Below are 17,605 nucleotides of genomic sequence, written 5' to 3'. Positions count from 1 at the left end.
AGTGGTCGTACCAGAGTGGTTGGATTTATTCAAAAGGAGATGAAAATGAAACGTGCACTTGTTGTTGAAGGTGGCGCTATGCGCGGAGTTTTTGCAGCAGGCGTGTTAGACAAATTCATGGAACATGACTACCATTCGTTCGACTTCGCGATTGGTGTTTCAGCTGGCGCAACTAATCTTTCAACCTACGTGTCGAAAATGCATGGGCTTAGTAAAACCATCATTACGCAATACGCCACAAAGAGAGAGTTTTTTAGCCCGCTTCGTTTCATAAAAGGTGGGCACATGACAGATGTTCATTGGCTATGGCATCACTCTAAACAGTCCATGAATATTCCTGCACCAGGTGAAAAAAGCAGCATGCCACTGTATGTTGGGATTACTAATGCAGAGTCAGGTGAATGTGAATATATACAAGCCACCAAAGATAATGTTGATGATTTAATGGTAGCTTCCTGTGCGTTGCCAACTGCATACCGAGACGAAATTTCAATAAACGGTACGCGATACTTGGACGGGGGAGTGGCAGATGCAATACCTGCTATCCAAGCATACAAAATGGGTGCGAAGGATATCACGGTTATTCTTTCTCAACCGTTAGGTTTTACAAAACCAGAAGTAAAGTCTGTTTGGCTAATGCAAAAGATGTATGGCAACCAGCCTGCGCTACTCGATAAGATGTTGCAGCGTGCAGCCATTTATAACGAAACGTTAGCTTTTCTCAATAATCCACCCGACGACTGCACAATCCGTGTGATAGCGCCTGATGAAGCTTTTTGCGTTAAGCGTTTAACTATGGATAAGAGGAAGTTATTGCGAGGCTACGGTCAAGGGCGGCGCATGGCAAGACGCTATCTTAAACATTGCTATGAGAATTCAGTGGAAAGACAGCGCAAAAGCGCATAGCTACCAGACTGATTTCTTCTTTCTGTACAAAGCCTGTATGCAAATCGCAACAAAAGGCTTATAGAGCTTGGTTTTTTCCAAGCTTTTTTTTATCTCCAATAAAAGTCAAATTTTCAGTATCTTACCCTGTTTCAATTTGGCAACAGTTTAAGCTTAAGTTACTGGTTCTTACTTCTAGTACCAGTCTTACACAGCGTGAATTGTTGAATTTAGCAACGCTATTTCCCTTACACCGCTTATAACTAGCGCTGTTGACTTCCCGTTTGAACATAAGTTGCCATATTTCCTATTTTAGTAACATTTTGAAAAAAGTGAATTTTGTCGAGTTTATGAAGCATTCTTATGTAAACTTTTCAGGCAATGTGCAATATTTTCATTAAATTGGTCTGCATCTTGCTGAACAGGTGGCAATAAACGCTGTTTTTTAACGATACGAAGATTTCAGATGGTTCATTTATCTCAACATTAAATCCTTCTTAAAAAAGGGATTGAGTAAATAGACCAAACTGTCACACGTTATTAAAATATAGAAATTATAATCGACCACGCTTTGCAATATCACGTGCTTCTCGATAACAAGAGGAGACCAATGCTCATTGGCAGAAATGCTTATTGGCATAGTTGAATCGCGAGTTTTGTGTCTACCGCTTTTTAGTTAAATTTAATCATACTTAAGGTTAGTTTACGCTAACCTATCTGGAAGCGTGAAAAAGAACGTGGCAATATCAAATGCTGAATAAAAAATAAAATAAATACAAACGTGCAAATTGCGAATCAGAAAATGTCAATTGGGTTAATAAACCCGAAAAATCCCGTAAATGTTGCTTCTATACTGCGAGCTGCAGGTTGTTATGGTGTGGCCAGCGTTTTTTATACTGGTCAGCGCTATCGATTTGCTAAAGATTTTAATGCGGATACGAAAGCGTTTCATAAAGTCATTCCGACCATTGGGGTCGACGACTTAAAAGAAGTAGTGCCTGAAGGTGCGTCAGTCGTAGCGGTTGAACTGGTAGAGGGTGCTACACCACTACCTTTGTTTGAGCACCCGAGCAATGCGTTTTACTTGCTAGGTCCTGAAGATGGCAGTATTGGCGAAGACGTTTTGTCTTGGTGCGATCATGTTGTCTACGTTCCTACTTTTTCATGCATGAATTTAGCGGCCACAGCAAATGTGTTGCTGTATGACCGTCTGTCAAAGTCTGATTACGTAAGTGGGGATGCACTTATCAGACAAAGTAGAGATACGAATAACAAATCTAAGATTAAATAGTAATTAAATAACTAAGGCTGTCGTTGCGAACAGGAAGTTACCCACAAGCCTAATAATAAATTAAATCAGGGGAGCTTTGCGTTGAAGATGAGAACAATGAGCGCAGTTCGAGCGTTAAATGGCGCCGTGTCTAACAAACTGAGTCGACTACCACAAACATTTTCTAGGGTACTCCCTAGTCGTTTCTCACTCGAAGAGAGTATTTCTAATTTCTTCTTTAGCCGTTACGAACTTGTGATTGCAAACGAAGAAAGTGAAAAGCAGGTGAGTTATAAAACGCGACACAAAGTGTATTGTGAAGAAATGAACTTCGAGCAGAAAAATGCCACTGCATTAGAAAAAGATAAGTTTGATGATCGCGCGATCAATTGCTACATCAAGCATTTGCCAACAGGAGAGTGTGCAGGCACGATAAGGTTGGTCTTGCCAACTGAAGCTGGCTTGGCGCTTCCATTAGAAGAAAAGTGTGCGGAAGTAATTGGCGATGGTGCATTGCTACCTTCAAACTTGTCCCCACAAAGCGTCTGTGAAATCTCTCGCCTTGCAATACCGAGAGAATTTAGAGTGCGACAGTTACGGTCTAAAATCTTACCCTCTGAAAAAATTGAAAAAGTTAAACAAAAGAAAAATGTTCCATTTAACGTTGAGCATTTTCCTTATCTTTCAATTGCGCTGTACTTAATGGCAACGAGTGTGTGCCTTCATTTAAACGTTAAGCATGCCTATGTGCTAATGGAGCCTAAGTTAGCAAGAAGAATGAAGGCATTCGGTATTCATTTTAATCCAGTAGGTGAAGCTATTGAATTCAATGGCAAACGTATGCCATATAGATTGTCACCGCATGTACTTCTTGATGATTTAGCAAAACCACTAAAAGGTTTCCACAGAAAGATTCATTCAGAACTAAATAGTGCGTTACAAGCTATTGGCGATGTGGCCGTTCCCACCATTGAGCATACTCGAAAACCGCTTCGCATAGCCCATGCAGCATGACACCATGCTATCTGGAATACTAAGCCGCCTCGTCAGGCGGTTTTTTTTATGTTTGAATACGTATGCATGTTTTTTAACATCCAGTTAACGCGTATCCTGTTGGCATAATTTACGTTTATCACAATGATTACCATGCCAAATTTCCAATTTCGTTTTTGTCTTAAACCCTTGTCAATTGCTATGCTGTCAATTGGAATAACAGCGTGTACAGGGCCGACCTCTCCAGTGAATAATCAAAAACCGGTGACCAAAGACGCTAGCCTGAAACCATTTGGTCAAAGCGGCGAAAGTTCGACGCTAAACGATTCGGCTGAAAGGCAAGGTAAACCTGTTGTTTATCAAGTTTTTACTCGCTTGTTTGGAAACACGAATACAAATAACCAGCCTTGGGGCACAATTGAGCACAATGGGGTAGGTAAGTTTAGTGATTTTACTCCCGAAGCGCTAAAGGCCATAAAATCTTTGGGAACCAGTCATATCTGGTATACCGGTGTGCCGCACCATGCGGTGATTAATGACTACACTGATTTTGGTATTTCAAACGACGACCCAGATGTAGTGAAAGGCAGAGCGGGCTCTCCCTACGCAGTTAAAGATTACTACAACGTTAATCCAGACCTAGCCGATGATCCAGCCAAGCGTTTAGAAGAATTTGAAGCGCTAATTGCCAGGACTCACGCAGCGGGAATGAAGGTTATTATCGATATCGTGCCTAATCATGTCGCCCGTGATTACCATTCACTTTCTGCACCTGAAGGTGTAAGTGATTTCGGCGCGCACGACGACACGTCTGTTGAATACGCCCGTGATAACAACTTTTACTATGTAGTAGGTGAAGCGTTTCAAGTGCCCACAGCTGATAACTATCAACCTCTAGGTGGTGAAAAGCATCCACTATCTGACGGTAAGTTCGAAGAGTTTCCAGCAAAATGGACAGGTAACGGTGCTAGAGCTTCGAAACCGGATATAAACGACTGGTATGAGACCGTAAAAGTGAACTATGGCGTGAAGCCTGACGGCACTTACGACTTTCCAGTTCTACCTGAAGAGTACAGTGATAAGTCTTTTGAAGAACATGCCGCATTTTGGCAAGGAAAAGACGTACCAGATTCGTGGTATAAATTCAGAGATATTGCACATTATTGGATAGATAAAGGTGTCGACGGTTTCCGCTACGATATGGCCGAAATGGTGCCTGTCGAGTTTTGGTCGTTTCTAAATAGCAGTATTAAACAAAAGGCACCTAATGCGTTCTTGCTAGCGGAAGTTTATCAACCAGATAAGTATCGCGAGTATATCCACCAAGGCAAAATGGACTACCTTTACGACAAGGTGGGTTTCTACGACACATTAAAAACGATTATGCAGGGGAGTGGAGAAGTAAGCAAACTGGTTACTATTCATGATGAAATCAATGATATCGCCCCGCATATGCTTCATTTTTTAGAAAATCACGACGAACAACGTATAGCCAGCCCTGACTTTGCCGGTAGTGCCCAGAAAGGTAAACCCGCGCTGGCAGTGAGTGCGCTTATTAGCAGTTCGCCTACGCTGTTGTACTTTGGTCAAGATGTGGGTGAAGACGGTAGCGAAGAGACAGGTTTTGGAGATCCAACACGTACGTCAATTTTCGATTATGTAGGTGTTCCTGCCCATCAGCGTTTTATGAACGACGGTAAGTTTGATGCAGGGAAATCTACCGAAGATGAAAAAGCACTTCACCAATTTTACCAAGACGTGATGGCTATTGCTGCCACAAACCCTGCAGTTACAGGTGAATATCAAAGCCTACACGCGCTAAATCTTGATGTGAAAGATTCAGCCTATACTGAGCAGCAATTTGCTTTTGTGCGCGCGCAAGGTGAGCACGGATTTGTGGTTGTGGCTAATTTTAACGATAAGCCTACAGGTGCAATAAAGCTTGTTGTTCCTTCAAATGTTTTAGGTAAAGATAGCGATCGGATCACGCTAGCGCCTATGCTTTCTCATGAAGGCATAACACTAGAAAAAGAGGGCATTAACTACAACGCTTCGTTCTCATTGGAAGGGCTTGAGACTAAAGTATTCGCCTTCTAATTAGGTTTTATCACATGCTGCTGAGTTAACGCGAAACACCATGTTTTTTTACATGGTGTTTCGTGAATACGTATGCAGAGCATTGGTCAGATCGGACGGGCAAGGTAGTATCTCATCACCATCTTGTACTTAACGTATTTTTAACATGGGGTTGATGTGCCAAAACGTAATCGTGTAACTAATGACAGTGGTCATAAAAAAATCCAAAAGCGCGCAATTCCGCTTCTCCTCAGCTGTATCACTACCTTTCCTTTGTTCTCAGTTCAATCATCTGCAAACAGTGGCATTGATGTTTACCCCCCGAATTGGTGGGTTGGTATGCAAAACAGTAATGTAGAACTGATGCTTTATGGTGATGATGTTGCCGATGACACTGTTTCAATAGCGAAAGGCGATGTAAGCGTTAAGCATAGCCAAGCCCTTGATAGTGAAAACTATCTATTCGTAACGCTAGACACGTCGAATGTTAGTGCCCAGGAACTCGTTATCAGGCTTACTGACAGCGATGGTACGACCCGTGATTTAACTTACACGTTAGAAAAAAGAGCACAAGGCTCAGCGTCGCGCGAAGGCTTTGGGCCTCAAGATGCTATTTATCTTATTGCCCCCGACAGATATGCCAATGGTAATGTGGAAAATGATAATGTTAAGGGTTATGGCGATCCCGCAGACCGTTCATTCAAAGGTGGTCGCCACGGTGGTGACATTCAAGGTATTGTTGATAACCTCAACTACATTCAGGATATGGGCTTTACTCAAATATGGACAATGCCCATGCTCGAAAATGCCATGGATAAATACAGTTATCATGGCTATTCCACCACGGATTACTACAAAATAGACCCTAGATTTGGTTCCAATGACGATTTTATTGCGTTAAGTACTGAAGCTAAATCAAAGGGTCTTGGCATTATAATGGATATGGTACTTAACCATATAGGCAGTAATCATTTATGGATGAAAGATACGCCGTCACACGACTGGATCAATAACAACGGTAAATTTGTAGGGACAACCCACAAGCGTGAAGCTCTTCACGACCCACACGCCATAGCAAGCGATATAAAAGGATTTAGCGATGGTTGGTTTGTGCCAACCATGCCGGACTTAAATCAGCGCAATCCGCATTTAGCGAACTACCTTATTCAAAACGCGATTTGGTGGGTTGAAAGCGCTGGGCTAAGTGGAATACGTGTGGATACGTACTCCTATCCTGATAAGGCGTTTTTGAGCCAATGGACAAACCGCATAATGGACGAGTACCCGAATTTCAATATAGTAGGGGAAGAGTGGTCAGTTAACCCCGCAATCACGGCATATTGGCAGGCGGGTAGCCACCGCCACGATGATTACGATAGCGCTCTACCATCGGTTATGGATTTCCCGCTTCAAGCCGCAGTCGTTGAAGCGTTGAGCAATGACGAAAGCTGGAATTCTGGCTTCATCTCTGTATACGAAACCTTAGCTACTGACTTTTTGTATGGCGACCCGAATAATTTGGTCATCTTTCCTGATAACCACGATATGAGCCGCATTTTTACTCAGCTCGGTCATGATAAAGACAAATGGAATATGGCGATGACGCTATTGCTCACTACGCGCGGTATTCCACAAGTTTTTTACGGTACAGAAATTTTAATGGGTAACGAAGGCAGTGAAGACCACGGTATTATTCGTTCTGACTTTCCAGGCGGGTGGCCTTCGGACGATGACAAAAACGCTTTTACCGGGCACGGTTTAACGGATGGTGAGCGTTGGGCACAGCAGCGTGTGAAGGCGTTACTTCAACTGCGTAAATCACACCCTTTGCAGTTTAAAGGCCTGTTGAAGCATTTTGCACCAGAGAATGGGGTTTATTCCTATATTCGAGAGGCAAATGTCGATTCAGCCAGTGGTGCAGATAAATCAAATACTAATCAGTCTGATAAAATATTGGTCATCTTAAATAAAAAGCCAGTGGACCTGCCTCTAAACAAGTATGCAGAGGTGCTAAGCACACACCAGACGTTAACACGGGTTAGCGATGGGATAACTTTTAAGACGACGGATACCTTAAGCTTACCAGCAATGTCTGCTAGTGTTTTCATTGTGCAGTAATCGTATTAATTATAGTAAAACAATAAATAGAGCAAAGTATGCAAGCAACTCAACCACGCCTTTCTTTCTGGCAAATATGGAACGTCAGTTTTGGCTTTCTAGGTGTTCAATTCGGTTTTGCACTGCAAAACGCAAACGTAAGTCGGATCCTTTCAGACTTAGGGGCAGACCTTCACTCGCTATCACTATTTTGGCTCGTCGCGCCAATCATGGGGTTAATCGTTCAACCAATTGTTGGCTCAGCATCTGATAGAACGTGGAATCGATTAGGTCGACGCCGCCCGTTCATCCTTGCTGGTGCAATCGCCGCAGTATTGGGTATGATTTTACTGCCTAATGCGCCGATATTTGTTGCCTTCTTGGCACCTATGGTAATGGGCGCGTTAATGGTTGCACTTATGGACGCGTCGTTTAACGTATGTTTTCAGCCGTTTCGCTCATTGGTGTCAGACATGGTACCGCCGTCACAACGCAATGTTGGCTATTCGATTCAGTCGTTACTGATTAATATAGGCGCAGTTATCGGCTCAATACTGCCATTCGTACTTACCAATGTTATTGGCCTTGAAAATACGGCACAAATGGGTGAGGTTGCACCTTCTGTTGTTTGGGCTTTCTACATTGGCGCTACAGTACTGCTTGGTACGGTCATTTGGACGGTAGTTCGTACCAAAGAATACGCACCAGATGAATACAACCGCTATAAAGGGCTTACCGAAGAGCAGCCTGCAACTGAAAAAGCGCCTAAAGCACCGCTAGGACAACGCTTAAGTGAGTTTTTCACGTTAGTAAAAGATATGCCAAAGACGATGAAACAACTTGCTGTCGTGCAGTTTTTCTCGTGGTTTGCGCTCTTTATTATGTGGGTATACACCACACCTGCTATTACGCAACATATATGGAATGTAGATAAGCAGTGGTTTGACCCAGCTTATGTTGCTGCAGCCCCGATGGTGCCTGAAACCATCATCATGGCCAAGGGAGCTGCTGGTGATTGGGTAGGGATTCTATTTGCTGCGTATTCGGTATTTGCTGCTATTTTTTCTATTTTCTTGGCAAAACTTGCTGACAAGTTTGGTCGCAAAACGGTTTACGCTTCGTCTTTAGCGCTAGGTGGCCTGAGCTACGTAAGCTTCTTGTTATTCCAAGACCTAACGATGATCAACGTAAACTTACTGATTACTGAAGTAACAGTACCTTTGGGCGCAGTGAAGCTGTTAATCCCTATGGTAGGCGTAGGTATTGCGTGGGCTGCTATTCTTGCTATGCCTTACGCTATGTTAGCTGGTGCGTTACCTGCAAATAAAACGGGTGTTTATATGGGTATCTTCAACTTTACCGTTGCCGCCCCTCAAATTGTATCGGGCCTAACTGCTGGCTGGATTCTAAGTTCTGTTTTCGACAACGACGCAAAGTACATCATCGTTGTTGCCGGAGTTTCTATGTTAATTGGTGCGGTTTCAGTTTTCTTTGTGAACGAGGCCGATAAGCAAGAAATTGAAGAAGCGCAGGAAGCTTAATATGTCATTTAATCGTACAACAATCGCATTAACGTTAGCTGGTTTATTTTGCTCAGCCTGCTCGAGTACATCTGTTCCTTCATCTAACGGTATACAAGAAAACAGCCACGCTATCGTGGGTACCACTACGCCATTTGCTAGCGAAGCGGTGTACTTTGTTGTAACAGATCGTTTTGTAGACGGCGACCCTTCGAACAATCATGAAGAGCAGGGAGGCGATCACCCTACGTGGCAACTGCCCTTAGAAGGTCCTGAAGGTAAGAAAGCCTATGTGGGTTACATGGGCGGTGATTTACAGGGTATCTTAAACAACGCCGATTATATTAAAGAAATGGGGTTCACGGCGGTTTGGATGACCCCTGTACACGATAATCCAGACTATGCATTTAATGGCGACGAACCCATTAGCTACGGCGGCGCATTTAAAGACGGTGGGAAAACCGGTTATCACGGCTACTGGGCAACTAACTTCTATAAAGCAGACGAGCATTTGGTTAGCGCCAATTTAAGCGTTAGTGACTATACGGCGAAAATGCGTCAGCATGGCCTTAAGTCCGTGTTTGATATTGTGGCAAATCATGGCACACCAAGCTTCACCATGGAGAAGGACTTACCTGGCTACGGGGAAATATATGACAGTGATGGAAATCTGGTTGCTGATCATCAAAACTTGGCACCTGAAGAGCTTGACCCTGAAAACAACCCGCTTCATAGCTTTTTTCACAACTATCCAGATTTAGTAAAGCTTTCTAATCTAGATGACGAAAACCCCGCCGTACGCGATTATCTCATCAACAGCTATTTGTATTGGATTTCTCAAGGTGCTGATGCATTTAGAATAGATACAATCAGGCATGTGCCTCATGCGTTTTGGCGTGAAGCGTCAGATCGTATACGCGAGCAAAACCCTGAATTTTTTATGTTTGGCGAAGCATTTGACTATGAGGCGAATAACATTGCCCAGCATACGTTACCGAAAAATGGGGGCGTCAGTGTATTAGACTTTCCTATGCAAAAGGCCATGGTGAATGTATTTGAGAAGCCGCTAGAGAGTGACTTTGCTGAATTAGAAACGGTGCTTCACCTTACCCACGGGCCATATAACAATCCGTATGAATTAACTACGTTCTACGATAACCACGATATGGCGCGTATTAATGCCACTGATGAAGGCTTTATTAATGCGCATAATTGGTTGTTTACAGTAAGAGGAATTCCGGTTGTATACATGGGATCTGAAATTGGCTTCATGCGCGGTACGGCGGAACATGCTGGCAATCGTAACTATGTTGGCCAAGAGCGCCTAGACCAAGCCAAGACACATCCTATTCAACAGGCGCTTACAAAGATTGCCAATGTGCGTAAAAACACGGTAGCACTGCAGCGCGGTGTTCAAGTCAACGTTGAACTTGACGGTCATCAAGCGGCGTTTTATCGCGTTGTTGATACTGCAGAAACACAGCAGACTGCACTTGTATTGCTTAATAAGGGTAATGCCGCACAATCTTTCGAGGTTAGTGACTTTATGCAATCGGGCGACTGGACGGAACAATTATCTGGAGAAATGCAAACGGTAGAACTCGGTGATTCGTTAACCGCAACGGTTAAGCCCAATGGCGTTCAGGTATGGGTGCGCGAAGGTCAAGTAAGTAACAGCGCATTACTTGCTCAAATTAAGCATCAGTTGGCCCGCCAATAAAACGTGTTTAGCGCACAATAAAAAAGCCCCGTGGTTGTTTAACGCCCGGGGCTTTTTGTTTAGTTTCTAGCGTGTAATTTGCGCACGCTTACTCACTGCCACATGACTGCCTAATAATAATATCCGCAGGCATTAAATAATCCTGAACGTCTTCGTTGTTAATGGCTTTTAATAAGGTGTTTACCAATAACTCGCCCGCCAGTTTGGTATTTTGCTGAACAGTGGTGAGCGAAGGCGTGGTGTAGGCTGAAACCGCAATATTGTCATAGCCAACCACGGCTACATCATCAGGCACATTCACTTTTGCCTGGCGCAGCGCTCTAAGCACGCCCATTGCAATAAGGTCTGATGCGCAGACAATTGCTTGGGGAAGTTCGCCACTTTGCAGCAATGATTTCACCGCTTCTGACCCCGCGTCCTCAGTCGAAATAGCATTGCGTTGAACACTTGACTGATCGAGCCCATGAGATTGAAGTGTTTCAAAATAACCGTTAAAACGCGCTTTGAATTCAGGGGCGTGATCGCCGTTGTCGCCAATAAACGCAAAGGAAGTTTTACCCAAGCCAATTAAATGTGACGTTATGCTTTGACCACCTTGATAGTTATCACAACCGATACTAACCCCTGGGTGGGCTTCATCTGGCGCACCCCAACGCACAAAGTGGGTACCCTGAGACTCCAATTGGGCCACTTTAGTTTGGTAATCAGTATAGTCTCCATAACCCAGTAGGATAATACCGTCAGCCTTATTTGAGTCCTCGTATTCAGCGTGCCAGTCATCTTCTAGATTTTGAAACGATACAAGAAGATCGTAGTTAGCCTGTGCGCACGCTCGGGTTATACTTCCAAGCATGGCGAGGAAAAACGGATTGATCATCGAATCGTCAGAGGTTGGATCTTCAAATAAAAGTAGGGCGATTGTGCTGCTCTTTTGCTTTCTCAAGTTACTCGCGTTTTTATCCACTTTGTAATTGAGTTCTTTGGCGATGCGCTGAACGCGATCACGAGTTTCTTGATTCACCAGTGGACTATTATTTAATGCCCGTGAAACGGTTGACTGCGAAACCCCTGCCAAATGGGCAATGTCAAAAGAGGTTGCTTTTTCTTTCATAAACACCATGTTTTGCTGCTACGACCTCGTTGTCGCAGAATTAGAGTAGCATATTTTTGATTTGCCGCGTGCTTTTTGAAGCATAGGCGATTAAAAGCCAACTAAAGTTAACAAATCGTTATATTCTACTCAGACTTTTTTGTACTCGCAGACGAGTGCCTTATCTGTGTTAACCATGGATCGCTCTTAATTCAACCACTTGTCAGGCTTCTTTTAATAAAACATGGTTGAAGTAATTGCGAGAGTGTTATACTCAGCGAGATTTTGAAATATTACGTGTATAAGGGGAACAAGCGAATGGCCGAGACTGAACACCGTCCGACCAATTTTATCCGTCAGATTATTGATAAAGACCTGGCTAATGGTCTACATGACGCTATCAAAACTCGGTTCCCACCAGAGCCGAATGGCTTTTTACACATAGGTCATGCCAAGTCTATTTGCTTGAATTTCGGTATTGCACAAGATTACATGGGCACGTGTAATCTGCGCTTTGACGATACTAACCCTGCAAAAGAAGACATTACCTTTGTTAATTCCATTAAAGAAGACGTTCAATGGCTTGGCTTTACGTGGGACGGAGAAGCGCGCTATTCATCGAATTACTTTGACCAACTACACGCATACGCCGTTGAACTTATTGAAAAAGGCTTAGCCTATGTAGATTTTTCTGCGCAAGAGGTTATGCGCGAAATGCGTGGTACGCTTAAAGAGCCAGGTAAAAACAGCCCTTATCGCGATACAGACGTAGAAACAAACCTTAATGAGTTTGCTAAAATGACGGCAGGGGAATACAAGGAAGGTGAGTGCAGTCTGCGTGCAAAAATTGATATGGCATCACCGTTCATGTGTATGCGTGACCCGGTAATTTATCGCGTTAAGCACGCTCACCACCATCAAACTGGTGATAAGTGGTGCGTGTATCCAATGTACGATTTTACGCATTGTATTTCTGATGCCATCGAGGGAATTACCCATTCGCTTTGTACACTAGAGTTTCAAGATAACCGTCGTCTTTATGATTGGGTTATCGAAAACATTTCTATCGACTGCACGCCAAGACAGTATGAATTCTCACGTCTTAATCTAGAATATACGGTATTAAGCAAGCGTCGTCTTATTCAGTTAGTCGACGAAAACCATGTACATGGCTGGGACGACCCTCGCATGCCTACCATTGCGGGTTTACGCCGTCGTGGCTACACACCGGGTTCAATCGTTGAGTTTTGTAAACGCATTGGTGTGACCAAGATGGACAACATGGTTGAAATGTCCATGCTAGAAGCGTGCATACGCGACGACCTAAATGCAAATGCTCCTCGCGCAATGGCCGTATTAGATCCAATAAAGCTCGTTATCGAAAATTATGAGGAAGGCCAGACAGAAACGCTTGTTGCGCCCAATCATCCTAACGATGAAAGTATGGGCACGCGTAACATCGGCTTTAGTCGCGAAGTATATATAGAGGCTGAAGATTTTCGCGAGTCGGCGAATAAAAAGTTCAAGCGTTTGGTGCTTGATAAAGAAGTTCGTCTTCGCAATGCCTATGTTGTGAAGGCTAATCGCGTTGAGAAAGATGAAAGCGGTAATGTCACTACCGTTTACTGTACGTATGACCCTGATACGCTTGGTAAAGATCCGGCTGATGGCCGCAAAGTCAAAGGCGTTATTCACTGGGTAGATGCAGCAACCGCGCAGGCAGCGGAATTTAGACTGTATGACCGTTTGTTTAATGTGCCTAATCCGGCGGCAGAAGAAAACTTCACTGATGCGATTAATCCTGACTCATTAGAAGTTAAACAAGGCTGGGTTGAAGCGGGTTTGGCGAACAATGTTCCTGAAGTAGGGGCATGGCAGTTTGAACGCACCGGATACTTCTGTGTAGACAAAGACAGCACAGAAGACAAGCCTGTGTTCAACCGCACCGTAGGCCTAAGAGACACATGGGCAAAAATGGGCGAGTAAACACTGTCCTTTAATATGCTTTATTTATAAATTAAAAAACCGCTTAAGTGCACTTAAGCGGTTTTTTGTTTCATGCTCAAAGTAGATAACATTAACTACTTTGGCTGGCAATCAAGCGATTGACCGTTTACTGCTATGCTGTCCTCACCCATTAAATATAGATACATAGGCATAATATCTTCTGGGGTTTTCAACGTATCTGGGTTCTCCGCAGGAAAAGCCTGGGCTCGCATGTGGGTGCGTGTGCCACCCGGATTGATACAGTTAAAGCGCAATGTTTTGTTCTGATATTCATCAGCAAGCGTTTGCATAACACCTTCTGTTGCGAACTTAGAAACCGCATATGTTCCCCAGAACGCACGACCTTTCCTACCTACACTCGATGTAGTGAATATAATTGACGCATTGTCGGCTTTTTCTAACGCAGGAATAAGCGCTTGTGTCATAAACACCATGCCATTAAGGTTAATCTGCATCACGTCTTGCCACTCTTGCGCATCAATATCTTTAAATGCGCTTAGATGGCCTAAAATGCTGGCATTGTGCAGTACACCATCTAATCGACCAAACTGGTCAATTATGGTTTGCGTCATTTGCTGATAATGAGAGGGCGTTGCGCCTTTAAGATCAAGCGGAACTATTGCTGGTTCTGCACCGCCTGAAGCCACTATGCTGTCATAAACGGCTTCTAATTTCGAAACAGTACGTCCTAATAAGATACAGGTTGCACCGTACCGAGCATATGTACGAGCCGCTTCAGCGCCAATGCCATCGCCAGCACCTGTTATTAGAATAATGTTATCTTTGAGCAAATTATCGGGAGCACGATAGTCGTTCATTGAGCCTCTTTACATCGAAAAAAAATATCATTAATTATGAGTGGGAATGATACGGAACATTCAAGAGAAGTAAACAAAAGGGTAGTGCACATTGAAAAGAAAAAGCAAAAAAAAGTGTGAGACATGCTCACACTTTTTCCTTCGATAGTCAGTTCGCACTAGACGTGCGAGCCATATTTCACTCGGTTTAGTTGGCTACAACCGATGTATCTGTAATCACAATTGTTTCACCGCCAGTTGAGATGAAAGCAGCTGCACCACGTTGCATTTCGGTTGTTGCAGCAGAACTAGCGCTAGGGTTAAGCAATGATGAATGCTCTCCGGTGATAAAACGCACTAGGCCATTTCCTTGCGACGTTACAGAAACACCTGGAGCGCCTGCAAAAGCGGCTAAAGGCTCAGTACCCGCGAAGGTAGGAAAGCTTACGGTAGAGTTAGGAATAACCTGATCTGGTAGCGCTGTTGAACCATCATCATTCGTGCCACCTCCGACAACTTCATGCATCACAAATTTAGTGTTCTGTGACAATAAGCCTGCAAAATTGTTCGGATCAGATGAATCGGTGATTGTTTGTGCTGCGAAAACAAACTGTGCAAAAGTCGCATCCACTACGCTTTTCTCGCTAGCAGAAAGCGCGCTGTAAAAACCTTCATAAACCGCAACAATAGCTTGCTCTGGCGGCACGCCGTTCTCTTGTGCAAAAGCACCTACCGCAGCCAAAAATGCATTGGCAATGTTAGCAATGTCGGTACCCGAATCGTCTGCTGAACCAGCAAGAAGACTAGCTTTAATTAAGTTCCCAAACGCGACAGACTCAATCAAGAAGCCGGCAACGCCACCACCTGATACATTAAATACCGCACTGTTGAACTTAAACATACCGTCGAAATTTGCAAGTGGGTTTCCTTCACCGAATGACTTATTCGCGACGGCTACACTACTTATGCCTGTAATAGAACCGAGGCTTTGACCGATAAACGATACATTTGTTGGATCTAATTTGACGCTTCCCCCCGTTGTGTCCACAACGGCATTTAGACCTAGACGAAGACCGATTACATCAACAACGCTTTGTCTATTGTTGTCACGTGTGGTAAGCAGTGAAGCAAGGTTTAGGTAATCCGTAGGCGACCCTTTTAACGCTGAAGATGCATTAATTTGTTGTCCATCTATAGTGAAACCTCTTTCACCGTGCAGAGGGTGGTCAATTGCAACAGTAGCAAAACCCGCTAAAGATAATGCGCCTGTTATTGCAAGGAAGTCTTCTTTGCGTGAAGTTATTCCATGCTGAAGAATAACAACAGGCCAGCCCGCTTCTGGTGCAGAAGCAATTGGACTAACACCAGACCCAGGGTTACTTGCAACGATGTTTATAATTTTAATATCCGGCACAGTAACCTGAACATTGAGCGTTTCAGTTCCATCCGCATTTGAGCCTTTGCGCGCAGGGATTGGGCTGTATCGTGTTATGTGTCGAAGATCGTTAATACCTATATTTGTGAGGTCTAAGTCAAGCAACTGACCGCCGGTTGCTAGTTGGCAAAGATCGTTATTAACGCCCGGAGTTACCGTTCCATTGCCAATCAGTGCACCAATAGATTCTGCACCAATCGTTTGCAAGGCAAGGCCGTTGGTACAAGCAGCGCTCCATCTTCCATTGAGTGGATCAGCTGGATCAAGGTAATAAGGGAGGTCGATAGTCCCTTCTTTTAAAGATGCTGCACAAAATGGCGCTACTTGTGAAAACACCTGAGTAGCAGTTGGATTTAGTGGTGAACTAGGATCAAGAACTGCAGAAACCATAGCAGAACATGACGATAGCCCTACAGCGTTAAGTTGTGTTAACAGCGCTGCTGGCAATAGCGATGGCGCTAGTACATCAAATGCAGTTTCATTTTCAGATTCGCTCACAGCAAGCACTGGAAGTGTACCAGCAGCAACTGCCTGTGCTGGAGATGCGCCCTGTGCTAGTGCAGTCGCAAAAGGTGCAATCGAAAGCGACTTGACGGTTTCGATAATTTCAGTTGTTGATTGTGTCGTAAAGGTGAAGCTGAATATTAGCGACTCTTCATCTACACCACCTTGCGACGTCAAGACACTTTCGTAAGAGTTAATTAAGCCCTGTAGTGCTAGCTGAGAATCCGTTGATAATGGAAAGTTGTTGATATCTTGGCTAAGGCTTTCATAACCTGTTGAAGGCTTAACAGACTGACCATCGCTTGCTTTTAGCGCGCTTGTTACTGCTACATAGTATGACGTTGATTCTTTCAGCGGTTTTAGAGGAATAACAGCGACGTCGTTACCGCTTGCTTGCGTTACAAAATCAACACCGAATGTGAGCTCGCTGTAAATCTTACACCCAGCAATTGGGGGAGCAGTAGTGCAGTCTGCGTCATTAAGATCGCCACCAATTGCACCTTCAAAAATTCGGATTGCGCCTGGAGAGCCAGCAGATGCTGCATCTAAAGTAATGCCTGCAGGGTGTGTGGTTGAAAAAGTAAAAGGGTGTTGTGTAGACCAGCCATCCAGTGCGCCAAGCGCAGCTGAGGGGTTTGAAAAGTCCGGCGTACCGCCGTTAGCCTGGCCATCTACTTCGTCAGGTAATTCTAATGTACCATCGTCTGTTTGTTCAACTAACGCGAAAAAAAGGTCACTTGGAACGTTAAGAACGCTACCCGCAGGGTCAAATAAAATCCTTGATGCAGGGCGTTCGATAGTAGCTTCAGCTTGAATGCTTTCTAGGTCATCCCCGCTACCGCAACCAGCGAGCACAAATGCAGCAGAGATACTTGTGCTGATCAACAGTTTTTTCATTTTTTCTCCCAGGAACTTAAGTTGAGTTATTAGCTCGTTTGATTTGTTAGTCTCTAGTACATCTTTTATTGTCTCAAACAAGATGTTAACAAGTTAGACCAGTTAACAGTTACTTCATAGTATTGACTTTGTTATCTATTTGCAAAGGTTTGTTAAGTGATTGTTAGATTAAATTAATGCTTATGCGTTCATATTTACAAATCAGGCTACGTTTTGTCGGTATTGCTGATTAAGTTATAGACAATATTGCAATATAAATCGATCCTCTACAGAATAAGGCAGAGATTTAATGCCTCTTTGCAAATATCCCGTCG

General features: G+C 43.8%; 11 protein-coding genes. 8 read left to right on the top strand and 3 right to left on the bottom strand.

The window, feature by feature from the left end; translation table 11 throughout:
- Positions 1-45: 45 nt before the first annotated feature.
- The 7 genes from KUL49_RS04330 to KUL49_RS04300 all read left to right on the top strand — a co-directional run bounded on the left by KUL49_RS04330 (position 46) and on the right by KUL49_RS04300 (position 10,561).
- Positions 46-906, top strand: a complete 861-nt coding sequence (locus tag KUL49_RS04330; RefSeq protein WP_131136419.1) for a patatin family protein — start codon at positions 46-48, stop codon at positions 904-906.
- Positions 907-1,687: 781 nt separating this feature from the next.
- Positions 1,688-2,176, top strand: a complete 489-nt coding sequence (locus tag KUL49_RS04325) for an RNA methyltransferase (protein ID WP_207198495.1) — start codon at positions 1,688-1,690, stop codon at positions 2,174-2,176.
- A 96-nt stretch (positions 2,177-2,272) separates the two neighbouring features.
- Entirely contained in the window at positions 2,273-3,169 is an 897-nt protein-coding gene (locus tag KUL49_RS04320; RefSeq protein WP_131136418.1) for a PEP-CTERM/exosortase system-associated acyltransferase, read from the top strand.
- Positions 3,170-3,292: 123 nt separating this feature from the next.
- Entirely contained in the window at positions 3,293-5,245 is a 1,953-nt protein-coding gene (locus KUL49_RS04315) for an alpha-amylase family protein (protein WP_131136417.1), read from the top strand.
- Positions 5,246-5,401: 156 nt separating this feature from the next.
- Positions 5,402-7,342, top strand: coding sequence for a glycoside hydrolase family 13 protein (locus tag KUL49_RS04310; RefSeq protein ID WP_131136416.1), 1,941 nt, complete (start codon positions 5,402-5,404; stop codon positions 7,340-7,342).
- A gap of 38 nt (positions 7,343-7,380) precedes the next feature.
- Complete coding sequence (locus KUL49_RS04305; RefSeq protein ID WP_131136415.1) at positions 7,381-8,862, top strand: MFS transporter; 1,482 nt, start codon at positions 7,381-7,383, stop codon at positions 8,860-8,862.
- A 1-nt stretch (position 8,863) separates the two neighbouring features.
- The gene (locus KUL49_RS04300; protein ID WP_131136414.1) at positions 8,864-10,561 is read left to right on the top strand and encodes an alpha-amylase family glycosyl hydrolase; all 1,698 of its coding nucleotides are present in this window, start codon (positions 8,864-8,866) and stop codon (positions 10,559-10,561) included.
- An 88-nt stretch (positions 10,562-10,649) separates the two neighbouring features.
- Here the strand turns inward: KUL49_RS04300 and KUL49_RS04295 are convergent, their stop codons facing one another.
- Entirely contained in the window at positions 10,650-11,672 is a 1,023-nt protein-coding gene (locus KUL49_RS04295) for a LacI family DNA-binding transcriptional regulator (RefSeq protein WP_131136479.1), read from the bottom strand.
- A 297-nt stretch (positions 11,673-11,969) separates the two neighbouring features.
- Here KUL49_RS04295 and glnS point away from each other — a divergent pair, with 297 nt between their 5' ends.
- Entirely contained in the window at positions 11,970-13,637 is a 1,668-nt protein-coding gene (gene glnS / locus KUL49_RS04290) for a glutamine--tRNA ligase (protein WP_131136413.1), read from the top strand.
- 95 nt (positions 13,638-13,732) lie between these two features.
- Here the strand turns inward: glnS and KUL49_RS04285 are convergent, their stop codons facing one another.
- Together KUL49_RS04285 and KUL49_RS04280 are read right to left on the bottom strand one after the other, a co-directional pair.
- The gene (locus KUL49_RS04285) at positions 13,733-14,476 is read right to left on the bottom strand and encodes a YciK family oxidoreductase (RefSeq protein WP_131136412.1); all 744 of its coding nucleotides are present in this window, start codon (positions 14,474-14,476) and stop codon (positions 13,733-13,735) included.
- Between the two features lie 187 nt (positions 14,477-14,663).
- Positions 14,664-17,291, bottom strand: coding sequence for a VolA/Pla-1 family phospholipase (locus KUL49_RS04280; protein ID WP_131136411.1), 2,628 nt, complete (start codon positions 17,289-17,291; stop codon positions 14,664-14,666).
- Between the last annotated feature and the right edge of the window lie 314 nt (positions 17,292-17,605).

It is taken from the genome of Alteromonas sp. KUL17, from assembly GCF_006538305.1.
Classification (GTDB): domain Bacteria; phylum Pseudomonadota; class Gammaproteobacteria; order Enterobacterales; family Alteromonadaceae; genus Alteromonas; species Alteromonas macleodii.
The sequence above is the reverse complement of the archived record's forward strand: the minus strand, read 5'-3'. Positions and strand labels throughout refer to the sequence as shown.

Coding starts and splice junctions, on each gene's coding strand:
- KUL49_RS04330 (WP_131136419.1), top strand. CDS start 46: ATGAAACGTGCACTTGTTGTTGAAGGTGGCGCTATGCGCGGAGTTTTT.
- KUL49_RS04325 (WP_207198495.1), top strand. CDS start 1,688: ATGTCAATTGGGTTAATAAACCCGAAAAATCCCGTAAATGTTGCTTCT.
- KUL49_RS04320 (WP_131136418.1), top strand. CDS start 2,273: ATGAGCGCAGTTCGAGCGTTAAATGGCGCCGTGTCTAACAAACTGAGT.
- KUL49_RS04315 (WP_131136417.1), top strand. CDS start 3,293: ATGATTACCATGCCAAATTTCCAATTTCGTTTTTGTCTTAAACCCTTG.
- KUL49_RS04305 (WP_131136415.1), top strand. CDS start 7,381: ATGCAAGCAACTCAACCACGCCTTTCTTTCTGGCAAATATGGAACGTC.
- KUL49_RS04300 (WP_131136414.1), top strand. CDS start 8,864: ATGTCATTTAATCGTACAACAATCGCATTAACGTTAGCTGGTTTATTT.
- KUL49_RS04295 (WP_131136479.1), bottom strand. CDS start 11,672: ATGAAAGAAAAAGCAACCTCTTTTGACATTGCCCATTTGGCAGGGGTT.
- glnS (WP_131136413.1), top strand. CDS start 11,970: ATGGCCGAGACTGAACACCGTCCGACCAATTTTATCCGTCAGATTATT.
- KUL49_RS04285 (WP_131136412.1), bottom strand. CDS start 14,476: ATGAACGACTATCGTGCTCCCGATAATTTGCTCAAAGATAACATTATT.
- KUL49_RS04280 (WP_131136411.1), bottom strand. CDS start 17,291: ATGAAAAAACTGTTGATCAGCACAAGTATCTCTGCTGCATTTGTGCTC.